General features: G+C 58.1%; 17 protein-coding genes. 12 read left to right on the top strand and 5 right to left on the bottom strand.

Features of this window, described 5'->3' with window-relative positions; all coding sequences use genetic code 11:
* Positions 1-23 precede the first annotated feature (23 nt).
* The 6 genes from AC2FFF_RS07590 to AC2FFF_RS07565 all read left to right on the top strand — a co-directional run bounded on the left by AC2FFF_RS07590 (position 24) and on the right by AC2FFF_RS07565 (position 7,226).
* Positions 24-1,277: an ABC transporter substrate-binding protein gene (locus AC2FFF_RS07590; RefSeq protein ID WP_281994953.1), complete on the top strand. Its 1,254-nt coding sequence runs from the start codon at positions 24-26 to the stop codon at positions 1,275-1,277.
* A gap of 65 nt (positions 1,278-1,342) precedes the next feature.
* On the top strand, positions 1,343-2,257 hold the full coding sequence (locus tag AC2FFF_RS07585) for a carbohydrate ABC transporter permease (RefSeq protein ID WP_142636674.1): 915 nt from the start codon (positions 1,343-1,345) through the stop codon (positions 2,255-2,257).
* Positions 2,258-2,267: 10 nt separating this feature from the next.
* Positions 2,268-3,107: a carbohydrate ABC transporter permease gene (locus AC2FFF_RS07580; RefSeq protein WP_271949335.1), complete on the top strand. Its 840-nt coding sequence runs from the start codon at positions 2,268-2,270 to the stop codon at positions 3,105-3,107.
* Positions 3,104-4,138, top strand: coding sequence for a Gfo/Idh/MocA family protein (locus tag AC2FFF_RS07575; protein ID WP_281972696.1), 1,035 nt, complete (start codon positions 3,104-3,106; stop codon positions 4,136-4,138). The genes AC2FFF_RS07580 and AC2FFF_RS07575 overlap by 4 nt, the downstream gene beginning before the upstream one ends.
* On the top strand, positions 4,135-5,130 hold the full coding sequence (locus tag AC2FFF_RS07570; RefSeq protein WP_281972695.1) for an ABC transporter ATP-binding protein: 996 nt from the start codon (positions 4,135-4,137) through the stop codon (positions 5,128-5,130). Before AC2FFF_RS07575 ends, AC2FFF_RS07570 begins: the two co-directional genes overlap by 4 nt.
* A gap of 206 nt (positions 5,131-5,336) precedes the next feature.
* Positions 5,337-7,226, top strand: a complete 1,890-nt coding sequence (locus tag AC2FFF_RS07565) for a PhoX family protein (RefSeq protein WP_281972694.1) — start codon at positions 5,337-5,339, stop codon at positions 7,224-7,226.
* 47 nt (positions 7,227-7,273) lie between these two features.
* Here AC2FFF_RS07565 and AC2FFF_RS07560 read toward each other — a convergent pair whose 3' ends face one another.
* Together AC2FFF_RS07560 and AC2FFF_RS07555 are read right to left on the bottom strand one after the other, a co-directional pair.
* Positions 7,274-7,840, bottom strand: coding sequence for a tetratricopeptide repeat protein (locus AC2FFF_RS07560; protein WP_271949329.1), 567 nt, complete (start codon positions 7,838-7,840; stop codon positions 7,274-7,276).
* 30 nt (positions 7,841-7,870) lie between these two features.
* Positions 7,871-8,353 (bottom strand): Lrp/AsnC family transcriptional regulator, encoded by a 483-nt coding sequence (locus tag AC2FFF_RS07555; protein ID WP_142636662.1) that lies wholly within the window; start codon positions 8,351-8,353, stop codon positions 7,871-7,873.
* Positions 8,354-8,461: 108 nt separating this feature from the next.
* Between AC2FFF_RS07555 and putA the strand changes: the two genes are divergently transcribed.
* A complete protein-coding gene (gene putA, locus AC2FFF_RS07550) occupies positions 8,462-11,863 on the top strand; it encodes a bifunctional proline dehydrogenase/L-glutamate gamma-semialdehyde dehydrogenase PutA (RefSeq protein WP_281972693.1) in 3,402 nt (1,133 codons plus the stop codon).
* A gap of 42 nt (positions 11,864-11,905) precedes the next feature.
* Complete coding sequence (locus AC2FFF_RS07545; RefSeq protein ID WP_281972692.1) at positions 11,906-12,649, top strand: rhomboid family intramembrane serine protease; 744 nt, start codon at positions 11,906-11,908, stop codon at positions 12,647-12,649.
* On the opposite strand, the gene AC2FFF_RS07540 is transcribed toward AC2FFF_RS07545, so the two are convergent.
* Positions 12,614-13,456, bottom strand: coding sequence for an IclR family transcriptional regulator (locus AC2FFF_RS07540; protein ID WP_281972691.1), 843 nt, complete (start codon positions 13,454-13,456; stop codon positions 12,614-12,616). The genes AC2FFF_RS07545 and AC2FFF_RS07540 overlap by 36 nt on opposite strands.
* A 189-nt stretch (positions 13,457-13,645) precedes the next feature.
* Here AC2FFF_RS07540 and bhcA point away from each other — a divergent pair, with 189 nt between their 5' ends.
* From bhcA to bhcD, 4 genes are read left to right on the top strand one after another with little or no spacing between them, the layout of a single operon-like run.
* Complete coding sequence (bhcA, locus tag AC2FFF_RS07535; RefSeq protein ID WP_281972690.1) at positions 13,646-14,836, top strand: L-aspartate--glyoxylate aminotransferase BhcA; 1,191 nt, start codon at positions 13,646-13,648, stop codon at positions 14,834-14,836.
* Positions 14,837-14,847: 11 nt separating this feature from the next.
* Positions 14,848-15,819, top strand: coding sequence for a beta-hydroxyaspartate dehydratase BhcB (gene bhcB / locus AC2FFF_RS07530; RefSeq protein ID WP_281972689.1), 972 nt, complete (start codon positions 14,848-14,850; stop codon positions 15,817-15,819).
* Between the two features lie 11 nt (positions 15,820-15,830).
* The gene (gene bhcC / locus AC2FFF_RS07525) at positions 15,831-16,994 is read left to right on the top strand and encodes a 3-hydroxy-D-aspartate aldolase BhcC (protein WP_281972688.1); all 1,164 of its coding nucleotides are present in this window, start codon (positions 15,831-15,833) and stop codon (positions 16,992-16,994) included.
* A 13-nt stretch (positions 16,995-17,007) separates the two neighbouring features.
* Positions 17,008-17,988, top strand: a complete 981-nt coding sequence (bhcD, locus tag AC2FFF_RS07520) for an iminosuccinate reductase BhcD (RefSeq protein ID WP_281972687.1) — start codon at positions 17,008-17,010, stop codon at positions 17,986-17,988.
* A gap of 54 nt (positions 17,989-18,042) precedes the next feature.
* Here the strand turns inward: bhcD and AC2FFF_RS07515 are convergent, their stop codons facing one another.
* Both AC2FFF_RS07515 and AC2FFF_RS07510 read right to left on the bottom strand, forming a co-directional pair.
* Positions 18,043-18,828 carry an inositol monophosphatase family protein gene (locus tag AC2FFF_RS07515; protein WP_142636646.1) on the bottom strand — a complete coding sequence of 262 codons (786 nt, stop codon included), beginning with the start codon at positions 18,826-18,828 and terminating at the stop codon, positions 18,043-18,045.
* 96 nt (positions 18,829-18,924) lie between these two features.
* Complete coding sequence (locus tag AC2FFF_RS07510; protein ID WP_281972686.1) at positions 18,925-19,830, bottom strand: LysR family transcriptional regulator; 906 nt, start codon at positions 19,828-19,830, stop codon at positions 18,925-18,927.
* Between the last annotated feature and the right edge of the window lie 75 nt (positions 19,831-19,905).

Here is a 19,905-nt window from a genome sequence, read left to right as displayed (position 1 = left end):
AACCATCAATCGGGAGAATATGGATGACCAAGAATAGCTTGAAACTTGCTCTGCTGGGCACGACGCTGATGGCGTCGGCTGCCTATGCGGAAGATGTGACCCTGACCATCGAAAGCTGGCGAAATGACGACCTGACGCTATGGCAGGACCAGATCATCCCTGCGTTTGAGGCCAAACACCCCGGCATCAAAGTGCAATTCACACCCTCGGCCCCAGCGGAATACAACGCTGTCCTGAACTCGAAACTGGATGCGGGCTCGGCTGGCGATCTGATCACCTGCCGTCCTTTCGATGCATCACTGGCCCTCTATGAGGCCGGCCACCTGAGCGACCTGTCCGGTGTCGAAGCGATGAACAACTTCTCGGATGTCGCCAAGTCGGCCTGGCAAACGGATGACGGCTCGGCCAGTTTCTGCGTTCCGATGGCGTCGGTGATCCACGGGTTCATCTATAACAAGGACGCGTTTGCCGAGCTGGGTATCGAAGTTCCCACAACCGAGGACGAGTTCTTTGCCGCCCTCGACAAGATCAAGGAAGACGGCACTTATATCCCGATGGCGATGGGCACCAACGACCAGTGGGAAGCCGCCACTATGGGCTATAACAACATCGGTCCGAACTATTGGAAAGGCGAAGAGGGCCGCCAAGCGCTGATCGCGGGCGAGCAAAAGCTGACCGATGAAGCCTGGACCGCCCCCTATGCCACCCTGGCCCGTTGGGGCGCTTATCTGGGTGACGGATATGAGGCGCAGACTTATCCCGACAGCCAGAACATCTTTACCCTGGGTCGCGCAGCCGTCTACCCTGCGGGATCCTGGGAAATTTCGGGCTTCAATGCGCAGGCCGATTTCGAAATGGGCGCCTTTAAGCCGCCAGTCCAGAATGCGGGCGATACCTGCTATATCTCGGACCACACCGACATTGGCATTGGTATGAATGCGGCCACCGCGAATCCCGAAGCTGCCGAGACGTTCCTGGCCTGGGTCGCAAGCCCGGAATTCGCCGAAATCTTCGGCAACGCCCTGCCTGGCTTCTTCCCGCTCTCGAACACTCCGGTCGAGCTGCAGGACCCGCTGGCCAAGGAAATCGTAGGCTGGCGCGAAGAGTGTGAATCGACCATCCGCTCGACCTATCAAATCCTGTCGCGTGGCACGCCGAACCTTGAAAACGATACCTGGGGCGCTTCTGTTGCTGCCATCAAAGGTGCAAAATCCCCCGAGGAACTGGGTGTCGAACTGCAGGAAGGCCTGGCCTCCTGGTACGCTCCGCATCAATAAGCTGATCTATACCCGGGCGGTGCCGACCGCCCGGGTAACTTCGACACCCCATTGAAAGCAATCCCATGACCCGCCCCCGCATCCGCTGGCATATCGTTGTATTTCTGGCACCTGCCGTACTCGTCTATACCGCTGTGATGATTTTCCCGCTGTTCAACACACTGCGCCTTGCACTGTATACAGAGGTTGATCAGGCTCGCGTGTTTGTCGGATTGCAGAATTTCCGGACCCTGTTTTTCGATCCCAACTGGTCGGATCAATTCTGGAATGCTCTGGGTAATAATTTTTGGTTCTTCCTGATCCATATGTTGGTTCAGAACCCGATCGGCATCGCGCTGGCCGCCCTTCTCAGCCACCCCCGCCTACGGTTTGCCGCCCTGTATCGCTCGGCGATCTTTATTCCTACAATCCTCAGCTTTGTGATCGTGGGCTTTGCCTGGAAACTGATCCTGTCGCCGATCTGGGGCATTGCGCCTTCGATGCTGGATGCTGTTGGGCTTAAGTCCCTCTTTGCACCGTGGTTGGGCAAAGAGGAATACGCACTGACCACGCTGGCGCTGATCTCGGTCTGGCAGTTCGTAGGCATCCCGATGATGCTGATCTATGCCGCCCTGCTGACCATCCCCGAAGAAATCCTTGAGGCCGGAGAGATCGACGGCATCACCGGGGCCTCGGCCTTCTGGAAGATCAAACTACCGCTGATCCTGCCGTCGATCGGGATCATCTCGATCCTGACCTTTGTGGGCAATTTCAACGCATTCGACCTGATCTATGCCTCACAAGGCGCGCTGGCGGGGCCGGATTTCTCAACCGATATTCTAGGTACTTTCATGTATCGCACATTCTTCGGCTTCCAGTTGCAACTAGGCGACCCGCATATGGGATCGGCCATCGCCGGGGCCATGTTCGCAATCATCCTGGTGGGCGTCTGTATCTATCTGTTCGGCATCCAGACCCGGATGCGCCGGTATCAACTGTGAGGGCCAAGTGATGAACAAAGCACGCCATAACCCCCTCAACACCGTAGCGATGCACGCTGGGCTGATCCTGTATACACTGATCGCTCTGTTCCCGGTCTTTGTGATCCTGATCAACAGCTTCAAAACCCGCCGATCGATCTTTCGCGAACCGCTGGCCCTGCCCAACGCAGACAGTTTTTCGCTGATCGGCTATGAGACGGTGATGAAGCAGGGGGATTTCTTCCTCTACTTTCAGAACTCGATGATCGTCACCGTGGCGTCCCTGTTCTTTATCCTGCTGTTCGGTGCCATGGCGGCTTATGCGCTGTCCGAGTACCAGTTCAAAGGCAACCTGCTGATGGGCCTATATCTGGCACTGGGGATCATGATCCCGATCCGCATCGGCACCGTCGCAATCCTTGAGATGATGGTGGCGACCGGGTTGGTGAACTCACTTTGGGCGCTGATCCTGGTCTATACGGCACAGGGTTTGCCGCTGGCGGTGTTTATCCTGTCTGAATTCATGCGGCAGGTCAGTGATGACCTGAAAAACGCCGGGCGCATCGACGGGCTGTCGGAATACACGATCTTCTTTCGGTTGGTTCTGCCGCTGGTTCGGCCAGCGATGGCGACGGTGGCCGTGTTCAACATGATCCCGATCTGGAACGATCTGTGGTTCCCGCTGATCCTGGCCCCGGCTGAGGAGACCAAGACCCTGACGCTGGGCAGCCAGGTCTTTATCGGTCAATTTGTCACCGACTGGAACGCGGTCCTGTCAGCCTTGTCGATGGCAATCCTGCCGGTCCTGGTTCTCTATGTCATATTCTCACGCCAGCTGATCCGCGGCATCACGTCAGGGGCTGTCAAATGACACGTGTTCTGATCGCAGGTCTTGGCAATATGGGGTTCAGCCACGCGCTGGCCCATCACCATCACCCCGACGCCCAGATCGTGGCGTTGGTGAACCGCTCGGGGCACGTTGAGTACCCTGATCTTGCCGAATACCCGGCCTATTCCGATTTCGAAACCGCGCTGGCCGAAACAAACCCGGATCTGGTCGTGATCGCCACCTATTCCGACAGCCATGCGGATTATGCCTGTGCGGCGATGGAAGCCGGGGCGCATGTCTTTGTAGAGAAACCGCTGGCCACCAATGTCGCTGATGCGCGCCGCGTGGTCGAAACCGCCACCCGGCTGAACCGCAAGCTGGTTGTTGGCTACATCCTGCGCCACCACCCCTCGTGGGTGCGGCTGATTGCCGAGGCCCGCAACCTGGGTGGGCCTTATGTATTCCGACTGAACCTGAACCAGCAATCCAGCGGCGCGGAATGGGAGACGCATAAAGCGTTGATGCAGACCACCTCGCCCATCGTGGATTGCGGCGTTCACTATGTCGATGTGATGTGCCAGATCACCGATGCCCGGCCCGTCCGTGTCCACGGAATGGGTCTGCGCCTATCCGATGAGATCGCGCCCGACATGTACAATTACGGGCAGTTTCAGGTGGTTTTCAATGACGGCTCGGTCGGCTGGTATGAGGCCGGCTGGGGCCCGATGATGTCGGAAACCGCGTTCTTCGTGAAAGATATAGTGTCGCCCAACGGTTCGGTCTCGATCACCGACGGGAACAAGGGCGCCTCGGCGGATATCGACGGCCACACAAAGGTTGGCGGTCTGCTAGTCCACACACCGCAAGGCGACCACACAATCGACATGCCCGGTGAACCCGGTCACCAGGAACTCTGCGATGCCGAACAGGGCTATATGCTGCGCGCCATCGCCAAAGACATAGACCTGACGCGTCATATGAATGACGCTGTCCAATCCCTTGCCATTTGCCTGGCCGCAGATGAAAGCATCCGCACTGGCCAGCCCGTTTCCTTTGAGGAGCAAGCGACATGACCGCCCTGACGCTGAACAAAATCAATAAATCCTTCGGCAATGTGCATGTCCTAAAAGACATCACGCTTGAAGTCGAAGACGGCGAGTTTGTCGTCTTTGTCGGCCCTTCGGGCTGTGGCAAATCCACCCTGTTGCGGGTGATTGCGGGGCTCGAGGATGCATCGTCCGGTGAGATCAACATTGGCGGGCAGCAGGTCAATCTGGTGCCGCCATCCAAGCGCGGCATTGCGATGGTATTCCAAAGCTATGCGCTCTATCCCCACCTCAGCGTTCGGGGCAATATGACCCTTGCACTGAAGCAGGAAAAGCAGCCCAAATCGGAAATCGAAGGCCGCGTGGCCAAAGCCAGCCGGATGCTGAACCTGGAACCCTATCTGGACCGCTTCCCGTCCGAACTGTCAGGCGGTCAGCGTCAGCGGGTTGCCATTGGCCGCGCCATCGTGCGCGAACCCAAACTGTTCCTGTTTGATGAGCCACTGTCCAATCTGGATGCCGCGCTTCGCATGAATACGCGAATCGAGATCGCCAACCTGCACCGAGCACTGGACGCCTCGATGATCTATGTTACCCACGACCAGACCGAAGCCATGACCCTGGCCGACAAGATCGTTGTTCTGCGTGACGGCCGGGTAGAACAGATCGGCAGCCCGATGGAACTGTATAACAATCCCGCGAACCAGTTCGTAGCAGGGTTCCTCGGCTCTCCGTCAATGAATTTCCTGCCGCAGGGGTTGCTGAACGAAAGCGGTCAGAACACGATTGGCATCCGGCCCGAGGACCTGTTTGTTGCAGATGACGGACCACTCACCGCGCGTGTCAGCCATGTCGAAAAGTTGGGCGGAGACACAAATGTCATCGCGCAGATCAATGAACACGCCATAACCGCCCGGCTGTTTGGCCAGCATGCGATATCCGAAGGGCAGGAATTGCGTTTCGCCTATTCTCCGGACAAGGCCTATCGGTTCACTGCGGACGGTGAGCGCCTTACCTGACCGCTTTTCCTGGCAAAAAACCAATAAAAACAAGATGTCATCAGCCCGTTTTGACGGACTGATCCAATCGGCGTATCCTAACGCATCCAAAGTTTATCTGTTTCCTGAGTATCCCGGCGCCATCGTTAATGGTGCTGTTATTACCCTGTCACAAATGCCCCCTAAATGCGTTTCATCGACTTTTCACCGACAGCCAGGAGCAATCCATGAAAGACGTTGACCCTACCACACTTTCCGCCGACGACTGGGACGAGCTGCATTTCCCCCGCCCTGAAGAAAACGACTTTGACCGTGTCGTCGAAAGCGCCATTTCCCGCCGTGGATTTCTGTCCGGCGTCGTGGCCTTCGGCTCTGGCGCGGCTGCGTTGGGAACCGGCCTGCTTGGCTCGACCTCGGCGCAGGCACAAGCAGCATCCCGGTTCGCTTTCACCCCGATTGCCGCACAAACTGATGGCACCGTCCATGTGCCTGAAGGGTTTGAGTGGAAGATCTTGATGCGCTGGGGCGATCCGCTGTTTTCGGATGCCGATGGCTATGACCTCGCCGAGGGCGGCCCGGTCGAGAACTCGGACCGCATCTTTGGCGAGAATACCGACGGCATGGAGACCTTTACCTTCCAGGGTCATGAGCTGATTGCGATCAATCACGAATATCCGAACGGTAAAATCAACCTGCCAGCCGCGCAGGAAGGTGTTCCGGCCAGTGCTGACGACGTGCGCAAACTGCAGAACCTGCAAGGCGTGACCGTAATGGAAATCACCGAAGGCCCCGAAGGTTGGTCGGTAGTCAAGGACAGCCCGTTCAACCGGCGCATCCACCACAACACTGAGATGAACATCGTCGGCCCCGCTGCCGGCCACGACCTGCTGAAGACCGAGGCCGACCCGACCGGCACAACCTCGCTGGGCACCATGAACAACTGTGGTGCAGGCAAGACGCCCTGGGGCACGTATCTGACCTGCGAAGAGAACTTTAACGGCTATTTCGGGTCCAGCGACAAAAACGCCAGCTACTATCAAAAGGTCGCGGACGGCTTCAAGCGCTATGGCGTCAAAGCCGAAAGCTGGAATGGCTACGAACTGTTCGATCCGCGGTTCGACACCTCCAAAAACCCAAACGAGCCGCACCGGGTGGGCTGGATCGTCGAAATCGACCCGACCAAACCGGACAGCACCCCGGTCAAACACACCGGTCTTGGCCGTTTCAAGCATGAGAATGCCGAGGTGACTCTGGCCGCTGATGGCCGCGTGGTTGTCTATATGGGTGATGATGAGCGGGGCGAGTATCTGTACAAATTCGTCTCGAACGGCACCTATCAGCCCGGCGGCGAAACCCAGAATCTGTTGAACGACGGCACGCTTTATGTGGCGAAATTCGATGACGACATGACAGGCACCTGGCTGCCGCTGACGCCGGATGCAACCGGCATGGATGCGGCGGATATTGCGATCTTCACCCGATTGGCGGCATCCAAGGCGGGTGGCACGACCATGGATCGCCCTGAATGGGTGGCGTCCAGCCCGGTAGCGGTCGAAGCCTATTGCTGCCTAACCAACAACAAGAACCGCGGCGTGAAACCAAATGCCGGGGGAGACGACACGTCGACCAATGGCCCCAACCCGCGTGAGGCCAATAAATATGGCCAGATCGTTCGCTGGAAACCGGACAACGACGACCACGCAGCCGACGCGTTCGTTTGGGATCTCTATGTCATGGCGGGTAATCCGACAGTGCATTCTGACGCCCGCGCCGGATCGGCCAATGTGAACGAGGGCAACCTGTTCAACTCACCCGACGGAATGACCATTGACTCGACTGGTCTGGTCTGGATCCAGACCGACGGCAATGACGACAACGAAGAAGACTTTGCAGGCCACGGCAACAACCAGATGCTGGTCGGTGATCCGGTCACGGGCGAAATCGCCCGCTTCATGACCGGTCCAAACGGGTGTGAGGTCACGGGGCTGGCTTGGTCCAGCGATCTGCGCACCATGTTTGTCGGCATTCAGCATCCCGGCAGCGAATGGCCGGATGGAGGCACGCCGCGCTCATCGGTGATCACGATCAAGCGCACCGATAACGGGCTGGTCGGTTAAGCTGTTCCAGATTGTCCCCGGTCCTATGGATCGGGGACGTCTATTCCTCAGATATCCTTACCCGGCGGCTCCAACGGTCCGCCCGGAGCCATCAGGTGGCGCTCGGACAGCCAGGGGTTAAGCTCCAAGGCATGTGACAGTGCCGCACGGGCTTCATCAATCCGATGCAAGCCAAGCAGTGTCAGGGCGCGCCCGCTGATCGCCGCGACATGGTTCGGAGACAGCTCGATCGCCTTGTCCAGATCCGGCAGTGCAGATGCGAAATCCTGGCTAAGATAATATGCAAAGGCGCGCTGATTGTACCCCTCGGCATAGTGCGGGCAGTATTCGATGAGCTTGTCAAACTCCTCGATGGCGCCCCGAAGGTCCCAGCCACTGCGGCGGGTCATGCCCCGGTCCAGAACGGCCTGCGCAACAGCGTCGGGCGCATCGGTCCAGAACTCCCATAATTGATTGGAAAATGTCTGGGCTTCGGCCTCGTTTCCAACATCCTGAATTTGCGCGATTACGGCCGAGATGCTTTCGGTATGATCCGGCGAGGACGGGCATTCTTCAGACCAGGCGACACCCGGAGGGGCCGCCAATACTAGCAGAGGGAACACAAAACGCTTCATACGCGTATGGTGACGCGCTTGCGCAATTCGTCAACCCACCCTGTCCAAAGCGCCTGAAACAACGGTTTCCTTAACTGCCTCCATCGCCACAAAGGTCGAGGTATTCGCCACATGCGGAAGCGAGGATATCTTCTCAGCCAAAACGGCGCGGTATTCCGACATTGAACCAGTGCGGATTTTCAGCAGATAGTCGAAATTCGACGCGATCATATGGGCTTGCTCGATTTCGGGCACCTTGCGGACTGCGGCGTTAAACTCGGCCAGTGCCTTCTCTCTTGTGTCGGTCAGGCGCACCTCGACAAAAGCCACATGGTCCAGCCCCAGTCGGATCGGGTCCAGTAAGGCGCGATACCCGGTGATCACCCCGCTAGCCTCAAGTCGCTTTAGACGTGCCTGGGTTGGGGATTTCGACAGCCCGATCCGCCGCGCTAGGTCGGCAACTGATATGCGCCCATCCTCTGAGAGAATCGCCAAGATCGCTCGATCAAACCGATCCAAATCCGGAAAGCTCATTTGCACGGCATTATCCCCTAAAAACAGTCCATCCGACCAGATGAATTAAAAAATACGGCAATCGTCCTGAGAAATCGACATTATATTCAACAAAAGCCTGGAGGATTCATGTCACACAGCCTGAGCACCCATATCGACAGCCAAACCTACGCTGATCAAACCGCCGTTCTCGACAATCTTATCGATCATGCCGCGCTGTCTGAAACTGATCGCGCCCAAATCTGTGCGGCAGCCGCCCAGCTTGTGCGTGATATTCGATCCAGTACATCGCCGGGCATGATGGAGGTGTTTCTGGCCGAATATGGCCTGTCTACCGATGAGGGCGTGGCGCTGATGTGTCTGGCCGAAGCGCTGCTGCGCGTGCCGGATGCCGACACGATCGATGCTCTCATCGAAGACAAGATCGCGCCGTCCGACTGGGGCAAGCATCTTGGGCAATCCTCCTCGCCGCTGGTGAATGCCTCGACTTGGGCGCTGATGCTGACCGGTAAAGTCCTCGACGACGGCAAGCCCTCGCCTGTCAGTGCCCTGCGAGGTGCGATCAAAAGACTGGGTGAACCGGTTATCCGCACGGCCGTCGGGCGCGCAATGAAGGAAATGGGTCGTCAGTTCGTGCTGGGCGAGACCATCCAGTCGGCCATGGAACGTGCCAGCGGGATGGAGGCCAAGGGCTATACCTATTCCTACGATATGCTGGGTGAAGCCGCACGGACCGAGGCCGACGCGGCCCGATATCATTTGTCTTATTCCCGTGCCATCACCGCCATTGCAGAGGCCTGCACCCATGATGACATTCGCGCCAATCCAGGCATCTCGGTAAAGCTGTCAGCACTGCACCCCCGGTATGAGTTGGCCCAGGAACAGCGAGTGATGGCCGAGCTTGTCCCGCGCCTGCGCGCTCTGTGCCTTTTGGCCAAAGCCGCTGGCATGGGCCTGAACATCGACGCCGAAGAGGCCGACCGCCTGTCGCTGTCCCTGCAGGTCATCGAAGCGGTGATGGCCGAGCCTGCACTCGCAGAATGGGACGGGTTCGGAATTGTGGTTCAGGCCTATGGTCCGCGTGCTGGAATCGCTCTGGACGCGCTCTATGGAATGGCCGAGCGCTATGACCGCAAACTGATGGTGCGGCTGGTCAAAGGCGCCTATTGGGATACCGAAATCAAGCGCGCTCAGGTTGAAGGCGTAGAGGGTTTTCCGGTGTTTACCAGCAAGGCCGTGACCGATGTCTCCTATATTGCTAATGCGCGAAAATTGCTGGGCATGACCGACAGGATCTATCCGCAGTTTGCCACCCATAACGCCCATACGGTCAGTGCAATTCTGCAAATGGCAACTGATCAGCCTTTCGAATTTCAGCGGCTGCACGGGATGGGAGAAACCCTGCACCATCTGGTTAAGAACGCAAACAACACGCGCTGCCGCATATATGCGCCTGTCGGGGCCCATCGTGACTTGCTGGCCTACCTGGTGCGGCGACTGCTTGAGAATGGTGCAAACTCTTCATTCGTGAACCAAATCGTGGATGATACTGTTCCCCCGGAGGAGGTTGCAGCCGATCCGTTTCTCACTCTCCTCGAACCGGCACGCGCCATTCCAACCGGACCCGAACTGTTTCAACCCGAGCGGCCCAATTCGCAGGGGTTTGACTTGCGGCACATTCCCACTTTGGACCGGGTCAATGCCGCGCGGGACGCGTTTCGGACGCATCACTGGTATGCGCGCCCGTTGTTGTCCGGCGATGCGCGGCCCGATGACGATCAGCCCATCGTCAACCCCGCACAGTCGCGGGATCGCCCCGGTGCCGTTGCTCCGGCCAGCGCACAAGATGTCGAGCTTGCTTTGACTGCAGCCACCCCCTGGCAGGTAGTGGCAGATCAACGCTCGCAGGTTCTGAATGCCGCCGCCGACCTTTACGAGACCCATTTCGGTGAGCTTTTCGCCCTGCTGGCCCGTGAGGCTGGTAAGTCCCTGCCCGATGCAGTCGCCGAACTGCGCGAGGCGGTAGATTTCCTGCGCTATTATGCGGCGAATATACCCGACGCAAAACCAGCGGGTGTGTTCACCTGCATCAGCCCGTGGAACTTTCCGCTGGCCATTTTTACCGGTCAAATATCCGCCGCTTTGGCCACTGGGAATGCGGTATTGGCAAAGCCCGCACCGCAGACACCATTGATCGCGCATCGCGCCGTTGAATTGCTGCACGAGGCCGGAGTGCCACGCAGCGCGCTACAGTTGCTGCCGGGCGGTCCATCGGTGGGCGCAGCCCTGACCTCGGACCCGAGGGTGTCGGGAGTGGCCTTTACCGGCTCGACCGGGACCGCCCTGAAAATCCGTGCAGCCATGGCCGGAAACTTGCGACCGGGAACGCCTCTGATCGCGGAAACCGGTGGTCTGAATGCGATGATCGTGGACAGCACCGCCCTGCCCGAACAGGCGGTTCAGTCGATCATCGAAAGCGCATTCCAATCAGCGGGACAAAGGTGCTCGGCGTTGCGCTGTCTTTATGTCCAAGAAGACATTGCCGATGATCTTCTGACTATGCTGACAGGGGCCATGGACGCGCTGCTGGTTGGCGATCCCTGGTTGATTTCAACCGATTGCGGTCCCGTGATCGACGAAGATGCACGCCTTGGTATCGCTGATCACATCGCATTGGCACGGTCCGAAGGGCGTGTCCTGAAAGAGATGTCCGTCCCCGGCGACGGCACGTTCATCGCCCCAACCCTTATCGAAATCCCCGGCATTGCCGAGTTGGAGCGCGAGGTGTTTGGCCCCGTCCTGCATGTAGTGCGGTTCAATTCCTCGGAGTTGGATCAGATCATCGCCGATATCAACGCCACAGGATATGGGCTGACCTTTGGCCTGCACACACGGATCGACGACCGCGTTCAGCACATCACCGAAGCTGTTCATGCCGGAAACATCTACGTCAATCGCAACCAGATCGGCGCCATAGTTGGATCGCAACCCTTTGGCGGCGAGGGTCTGTCGGGGACCGGCCCAAAGGCGGGCGGGCCGAACTACCTGACCCGTTTCTGCGCCCCGGACCGGCAGGTCAGTCCCGAGCAATGGTCCACCGATATGACCGATCTACCATTGCCAGAAGGAAAATCTGCTGAGATCAAGGCGCGGTTGCTGCCCGGTCCGACGGGTGAATCGAACCGCCTGAGTGAATTCTCACGCGCACCGCTATTGTGTATGGGTCCCGGAGTTGAAGCCGCACAAGCACAGGCCAACGCGGTCAAAGCACTGGGCGGGCGGGCTATCACTGCTATCGGCGCGTTAGACCTGCACCGGCTTGAAAACCTGACTGGCTTCTCGGGCGTATTGTGGTGGGGCGACGACGCAACCGGTCAGGAAATCGAGCGTCATCTGTCCCGGCGTGCAGGCCCGATCATCCCTCTGATCCCCGGCCAGCCAGATCGCACCCGCGTTCTGGGAGAACGACATGTCTGTGTCGACACCACTGCTGCGGGTGGGAATGCCGCATTGCTGGGGGGTGCGGCCTAAACAGGCCTTGACGCTGGGCAGCCAACCGCCCAGCGTCGCACCATGTTTCCAATTCGTGACCATAACCCTTCGGGACGCACACCGTATGTCATCTATCTGTTGATGGCTGCAAATATCCTGATTTTCCTCAGCTATGCGGGAAGCATGGAGAACCAGCGGCTGATCACCCAGCTGTATACCGACTATGCGGTGGTGCCCGCCCGGATTACGGACGGCTATACGCTTGAGACCCTCGTGACCTCGATGTTCCTGCATGGCGGCTGGATGCATCTGGCAGGAAACATGCTGTTCCTGTGGATCTTCGGCGACAACCTCGAAGACGAGATGGGCCACCTGCCCTTTCTGCTGTTCTATCTTGCCGCCGGTATCGGGGCCGGTCTGATCCACGTCGTCACAGCGCCACAATCTCTGGTCCCTACGATTGGTGCGTCTGGCGCAATAGCTGGCGTCATGGGTGGCTATTTGTTGATGTTCCCCAAAGCGCGCGTGGACATCCTGCTTGTTCTGGTGATCTATTTCCGTGTCTTCTCGATCCCGGCGTTTGTCATGCTAGGCGTGTGGCTGGGTATGCAGTTCATTGGAAGCCTGTCCAGCAACCCCGACGAGGGCGGCGTCGCCTATTGGGCCCATACCGGGGGCTTCCTTGTTGGTTTGCTCTTGTGCATACCCCTTTGGTTGCGGCGCGGCGCGAGTGACTATTGGAACCGCACCCATGGGCATCCGCCCCATCCAGAGCACGAATACAAGCTGTCACAATCCCGCATCCCCCGCATCCCGCGCCGGTAAGCGCCCACCGCTGAGCAAGGTAACCTCTTGCGCGGCGGCTTGTACCAATCGGCCTAATTCCGGCGCGCGTTCAGTGCTGAACCGGGCGGTAGGGCCAGATACGGAAATGCCCGCACAGGGTTCCCCCCGGTCGTTGAAGATGGCCGCACCGATGCATGACATCCCCTCGTATCGTTCCTCCCGATCATGCGACCACCCGCGGGCCCGGGTCTGATCCAGATCGCTTTGCAGTGCATCGCCGGGCACCAGTGTTTGAGGCGTGAAGACCTTTGTGTCCAACGTGCCCAGCGCTTTGATCAATGCAGCCTCGTTCAACGCGGCCAAGATCGCCTTACCGGTGCCCGAGGCATACATCGGTGTCCGCGCGCCCGGTGGAAAAAAAGCCCGGATCGGATTGGCCGTTTCGACCTGCCCCACAAACACCACTTCGGCCCCGTCCGGAACGGCCAGATTCGCCGTTTCGCCGCTATCCTGCATCAGCCGGCGTAAAATGGGCCTTCCGATTTCGATAACACCATTACGGCGTAGAAAGGACGCTCCGGTGCGATAGGTCTCGATCCCGATCATCCATTCTTGACGCTCTTCATCAAAGGCGACGAAACCGTGCTTCTGCAGCGTCACCAGAATTCGGTGTGTTGTGGCCGTGGGCACATCAACTTCGCGCGCCAAATCGCTGAGTGCTGCGCGTTCCAGACTGGCTACTGTGGTCAAAACGCTAAGCGCCCGATCCAGCGATTGCATGGTCCCGGCCGAGCTTTCCTTGAACAGCGATTTTGGTCTGCCGCGTGGCCTTTTCTGCGTTTCCATCCCAGGCATTTCCTTTCAGCTGTCCAAAGTTTCTCGCGTCCGGATTTCTTGTATGTAAAAATGAAAAACGGAAAAGTTCAATATATCAGTAGCTTAATATTTACCTTCAATAAATGAAAATATTTTTCAAGAAAATTGCGTAATGCAGCTTTTTCCCGGACACTTATCTCCAAAGCAGAGGAACAAGCCATGTCGAACCAAAACCCGGTTTTCATTCCCGGCCCGACCAACATACCTGATAGATTGCGCCTGGCCATGCAGGTCCAGACGCAGGATCATCGCGCGCCGGACTTTGTCCAGACATTTGCACCCGTACTGGAAGACACAAAGAAGGTCTTTGATACCGCTACGGCCCAGATCGTTACCTTTCCCGCCAGCGGCACAGGTGGATGGGAGGCTGCAATCACCAACACGCTCAGCCCCGGTGATAAGGTCCTGATTGCGCGCTATGGCGTTTTCAGCCACCGCTGGATTGATCTGTGTACACGTCACGGACTTGACGTTCAGGTCATCGACTGCCCTTGGGGCAGCGGCGCCCCCGCCGACCAATTTCAGACGGTTCTGACTGGGGACAAAGCGCATGAAATTCGCGCCGTTCTGGTCACTCATAATGAAACGGCGACAGGGGTGCTTTCGGATATCGGGGCTGTAAGGCGGGCGATGGATGCCGCCAATCACCCGGCGCTTTTGATGGTGGACTGCGTCAGCTCTTTGGCCTCTGTACCGTTCGAGTTCGACCGCTGGGGCGTCGACATCGCGGTTTCGGGATCGCAGAAGGGATTCATGTTGGCCACTGGCATGGCCATCCTTTGCGTCAGCCAGAAAGCGCTGGACGCGATGGAAACCGCAGAGCTGCACCGGACCTTTTTCGATTTCCGGGATATGATGGCGGCCAATGCGACCGGAGGGTTTCCCTATACACCACCTCTGCAACTGATCTACGGGCTGCGTGAAAGCCTGAAGATGCTGTTTGAAGAAGGCTTACCTAATGTTTACGCCCGTCATCATCGGCTTGCCGAGGGTGTCCGGCGCGCCGTCGATACTTGGGGGCTGGAACTGGTTGCTCAATCGCCAGACCTTTACTCGGACACGGTCAGCGCAATCTACGTGCCCGAAGGGTTCGACAGCAACATTCTGACCGACCATGCCTTTAACACCTACGGGATGTCCTTTGGTGTTGGCCTGGGCCAGTTGCACGGCAGGGCGTTCCGTATCGGGCATCTGGGCAGTCTGACAGATGCGATGGTCCTGTCCGGACTCTGTACGATCGAGATGGCAATGGCCGATCTAAGCTATCCGATCACGTTGGGCTCTGGCGTCGCCGCAGCCCAGGAACACTTTCGCGCCACACCCGGCAACCGAACCGAGGCCGCGGCGTAAGGAGAATGACAATGTTGGATCACCCCTCTGCCGCGGATCTGACGATCGAGGACATGCGTGTCGCGCATGATCGGATCAAACCGCATATCCGCCGAACTCCGGTCATGGTTTCGGACCACCTGAATGACCTGACCGGCGCGCAGCTGTTCTTCAAATGCGAAAATTTCCAAGAAGCCGGGGCCTTTAAGGTGCGTGGGGCCTGCAACGCTGTATTCGGCCTTGCAGACCATTTGATGCCCAAGGGTGTCTGCACGCATTCCAGCGGCAACCACGCCTTGTCTTTGTCTTATGCGGCCGGCCGCCGCGGTATTCCGTGCAACGTGGTCATGCCGCGCACAGCCCCGCAGGCCAAGAAGGATGCAGTTCGCCGATATGGCGGTACAATCACCGAATGTGACCCTTCGACAAGCTCGCGCGAAGCAACATTTGCCGAGGTTCAGGCCCGAACCGGTGGCGAATTTGTTCACCCCTATAACGACCCGCGTGTGATTACCGGTCAGGCCACCTGCTCCGCCGAACTGCTGGAACAGACTGGTGGTATGGACGCCGTTATCGCGCCCATCGGCGGTGGCGGCATGATTTCAGGCACCTGTCTGACGGTTTCGAACCTTGCGCCCGAGACCGCAATTTATGCAGCGGAACCGGAACAGGCGGATGACGCTTACCGGTCATTCAAGGCCGGTCATATCATCGCAGACGACGCACCCAAGACAGTTGCGGATGGGCTGCTGGTGCCCCTGAAAGAAAACACCTGGCATTTCGTATCCAACCACGTGACCGATATTTTTACCGCCTCGGAAGAGGAAATCATCGAAGCGATGAAACTGACCTGGAAGCACCTGCGCGTGGTGATGGAGCCGTCTTCGGCGGTTCCTCTGGCAACCATTTTGAAGAACCCAGAGGTTTTCCAAGGCAAGCGCATTGGGGTCATCGTGACCGGTGGCAATGTAGACCTGGACAAACTGCCCTGGCTGAAAGGGTAAGGAGAAACAACATGAACAAGACCGTAAATTTTGAAGACCTCGAGGTCGGCTTCGACATCCCTGCCGCGATCGGCATGGACGAAAGCGAGATACAGACGCCTTGCCTGATCCTTGATCTGGACGCGCTAGAGAGCAACATCCGAAAGATGGGCGATTTCGCAAAGGCCCATGGGATGCGCCATCGTGTTCATGGCAAGATGCACAAATCGGTCGATGTGGCCAAGCTGCAGGAACGGTTGGGCGGTTCGGTCGGCGTCTGCTGTCAGAAAGTGTCGGAAGCCGAGGTATTTGCCCGTGGCGGCATTACGGACATCCTTGTATCCAACCAGGTGCGCGACCCGGTCAAGATTGACCGACTGGCACGGCTGCCCAATTTCGGCGCACGTATCATTGTCTGCGTGGACGATATCGACAATATCTCCGACCTTTCGGCTGCCGCTTCGCGTCACGGTACAGAACTGGAAGTGTTCATCGAGATCGACTGCGGCGCAGGGCGCTGTGGTGTAACCACGACACCGGCGGTCATCGAGATTGCCAAAGCTGTGCAAGCAGCGCCAAATCTGAAATTCACCGGCATTCAGGCCTATCAGGGTGCGATGCAACATCTCGACACCTATGAGGCCCGTAAAGAGAAGCTGGATGTTGCCATTGCCATGGTCGAAGACGCTGTCGCCGGGTTGAAAGCAGAAGGGATCGAGTGCGAACTGGTTTCGGGCGGCGGCACCGGTTCCTATTACTTCGAAAGTAACTCGGGCGTTTACAACGAATTGCAATGCGGCTCTTACGCCTTCATGGACGCGGATTATGGGCGGATTCTGGATCAGAACGGCCAGCGGATTGATCAGGGAGAATGGGAAAATGCGCTGTTCATCCTGACCAGCATCATGAGCCATGCCAAAGCAGACAAGGCCATCTGCGACGCCGGCCTCAAGGCGCAATCGGTCGATAGCGGCCTGCCCTTTGTGTTTGGGCGTGATGATGTCGAATACCTCAAGTGCTCGGACGAGCATGGGGTTATCGGGGATCCAGACGGCGTACTGAAGGTCAATGACAAGCTGCGGTTGGTGCCGGGCCACTGTGACCCCACCTGCAATGTCCATGATTGGTATGTGGGCGTACGGGGCGGCAAAGTCGAAGCCCTGTGGCCGGTCTCGGCCCGCGGGAAAGCCTATTGAGATGAGGGATGTTATGAAAAGCGACGGCCTGCTGATTGTAGGCGAAGATCTGTGCGAGAAACTGGTAGGACGCCAGCAGGCCTTTGACGCTGTACAGGCTGTGTTCGGTGCGATGGCTAAAGGTGGCGCGTGGAACTTTCCCGTTATCCGCGAGGCTTTGGGCCATGCCGAGGCTCTCTATGGGTTCAAATCGGGATTTGACCGCGACGGTCAGGTGCTGGGCCTCAAATCCGGTGGATACTGGCCGGGCAATGCGGCGAAGGGCCTGACCAACCACCAATCCACAGTGTTTCTGTTCGACCCCGATACCGGGCGATTGTCCGCGCTTGTCGGGGGCAATTACCTGACAGCGGTGCGCACAGCGGCCTCTTCGGCGGTTTCGATCGCGCATCTGGCGCGGCAAGACGCAAGAGTACTTGGCATGGTCGGGGCCGGACATCAGTCAACTTTCCAGCTGCGGGCGGCGGCGGAACAGCGCGACTTCGAAAAGGTCGTTGCCTGGAACCCGCATCCCGACATGCTGCCCCGCCTTGCAGCTGTGGCCACTGAGGTTGGGTTGGAATTCGAGGCCGTCAGCCAACAGGAGCTGGGCGCACAGGCGGATGTGATCATCACCATCACCTCGGCTTTTGAGCCGCTCTTGATGAAAGACTGGATCAAGCCCGGCACACATCTGGCTTGCATGGGCACCGACACCAAAGGCAAACAGGAGGTTGACGCGGATCTCGTCGCTGCGGCGACTGTCTTTACCGACGAGGTCGCCCAGTCCGTGACAATCGGCGAGGCCCAACATGCCATCAGCCTTGGCGCCTTGACCGAGGATGCAATCGCGCCCATCGGCGCCGTCATCAATGGTGACCACCCCGGTCGGACAAGCGACGATCAGATCACTCTGTTTGATGGAACCGGGGTCGGGTTGCAGGATCTTGCAGTCGCCTCAGTCGCTGCACGATTGGCTGAAGAGGCGGATCTAGCCCAGCGCGCGACCCTCTGAAACGAAAAAGCGCGCCTCAATCGGGCGCGCTTGCTTAACCTGCCTGTTGGTGGCTCAGCCCCGGATGACCTTGGAAAACTGATCAAAGATGGGCTCGTTGGAACAGATGACCTCGCCGTCCTCCAGCACGTTACCTTCCGGGTTCAAAGCCTGCACAAAGCCACCGGCCTCTTTCACGATGATGATCCCGGCGGCAACATCCCAGGCATTCAGACGGCGTTCCCAAAAGCCTTCATACCGGCCAGCAGCAACATAAGCCATGTCCAGCGCTGCTGCGCCCCACCGACGTACACCGGCGCAGACTGGCATCAGACGTGCCAGATCCTGCAGGGTCGCAGGCAAGTCAGACCGTCCGCCAAAAGGCAGCCCGGTCGAAAAGATCGACTCGATCATGCGGTGACGACCCGAAACGCGGATACGGGTGTCGTTCATCCATGCGCCTTCGCCATTTTCTGCAAAGAACATCTCGTCCTTGGCGGCGTCATAGATCACACCGGCAACAATTTTGCCTTTATGTTCCAACGCGATCGAGATCGCCCAGTGCGGCAGGCCGTGCAGAAAATTCGTGGTGCCATCCAGCGGATCCACAATCCAGCGGCGGGTGGGATCTTCGCCGGCAATCTCGCCGCCCTCTTCGGCCAGCCAGCCATAGGTCGGGCGCGCGCCAAGCAGTTCCTCTTTCAGGATCGCCTCGGCTGCAATGTCTGCCTTGGACACAAAATCCCCGGCGCCTTTCATCGACACCTGAAGGTTCTCGACTTCACGAAAATCCTTGACCAGTGAACGCCCCGCTTTGCGCGCGGCTTTGATCATGATGTTGAGGTTTGCACTGCCAACCATTGTCCAAAGGCTCCTGTCCGGTCAAACCGCGCGTATACTGGGGCAATGCGCCCTTGCCAAGAGGAATGATACGCATAGCAGACCCGCGTTTTGTGCCTATTGCTCCTGCAGCTTGCGCGCCTCGGTTTTGGCCAGCTTGATCAGCTCTTGCACAAAGGGTTTCTCAAGGTCCTCGGTGCGCACTGCAGCATAAAGGCGACGTTTAATGCCCGCCTTGGTCAGCGGGCGGGTAACATAGTCGGAATTATACTTCACCTCACGCACAACCCAGTCCGGCAGCACAGATATCCCCCGGTTCGATGCGACCAGCAACAGGATCACTGCGGTCAGCTCAACCTGTCGGATCGCGGCCGGTTCGACCCGCGCGGGGATCAGCAACTGGCTGAACACATCCAGCCGTGTGCGTTCGACCGGGTAGGTGATCAGGGTCTGGCCGCGAAAATCTTCGGCCTCAATGAACTCTTTCTGGGCAAGCGGGTGTGTCGAAGCCGCGACAAACACCGCGTCATAGTCAAAGAGTTCGATGAATTCGACACCGGGCAGATCTTCTGGGTCCGAGGAAACAACCAGATCGACCTCTTCTTTTTGCAAAGCCGGCAAGGCATCAAAGGCTAGGCCGGGGCGGATATCGACATCCACATCGCCCCAGGATTTACGAAAGGATTCCAGCACCGGGAACAGCCACTCAAAACAGGCGTGGCATTCAATGGCGATATGCATACGGCCCGTGCGCCCGTCGCGCAAAGAAGAGAACTCCTGCTGTGTCGCCTCGACCTGCGGCAGGATCTGCTCGGCCAGGCGTAACAGCCGCAAACCGGCCGCCGAAAGTTTCATCGGTTTGGACCGGCGCAAGAACAATTCGACCCCGGCCTGATCCTCTAGGCCTTTGATTTGATGGCTCAACGCGGATTGAGTGATGTTCAGTTGATCTGCGGCACGGGCAAGCCCGCCACATTCATGGATCGCCTTGATCGTACGCAGGTGGCGGAATTCGATATGCATTGCGTGGAACTCATGTTGTTCTTGAATAATATGAGTTTGTCTCACAATGCGTTAGCTGGCACAAGGGTCAGAGAT

The sequence above is a fragment of the Ruegeria sp. YTSA226 genome, from assembly GCF_059609905.1.
Note: the sequence above shows the minus strand (reverse complement) of the source record. Positions and strands in the feature narration are given on the sequence as shown.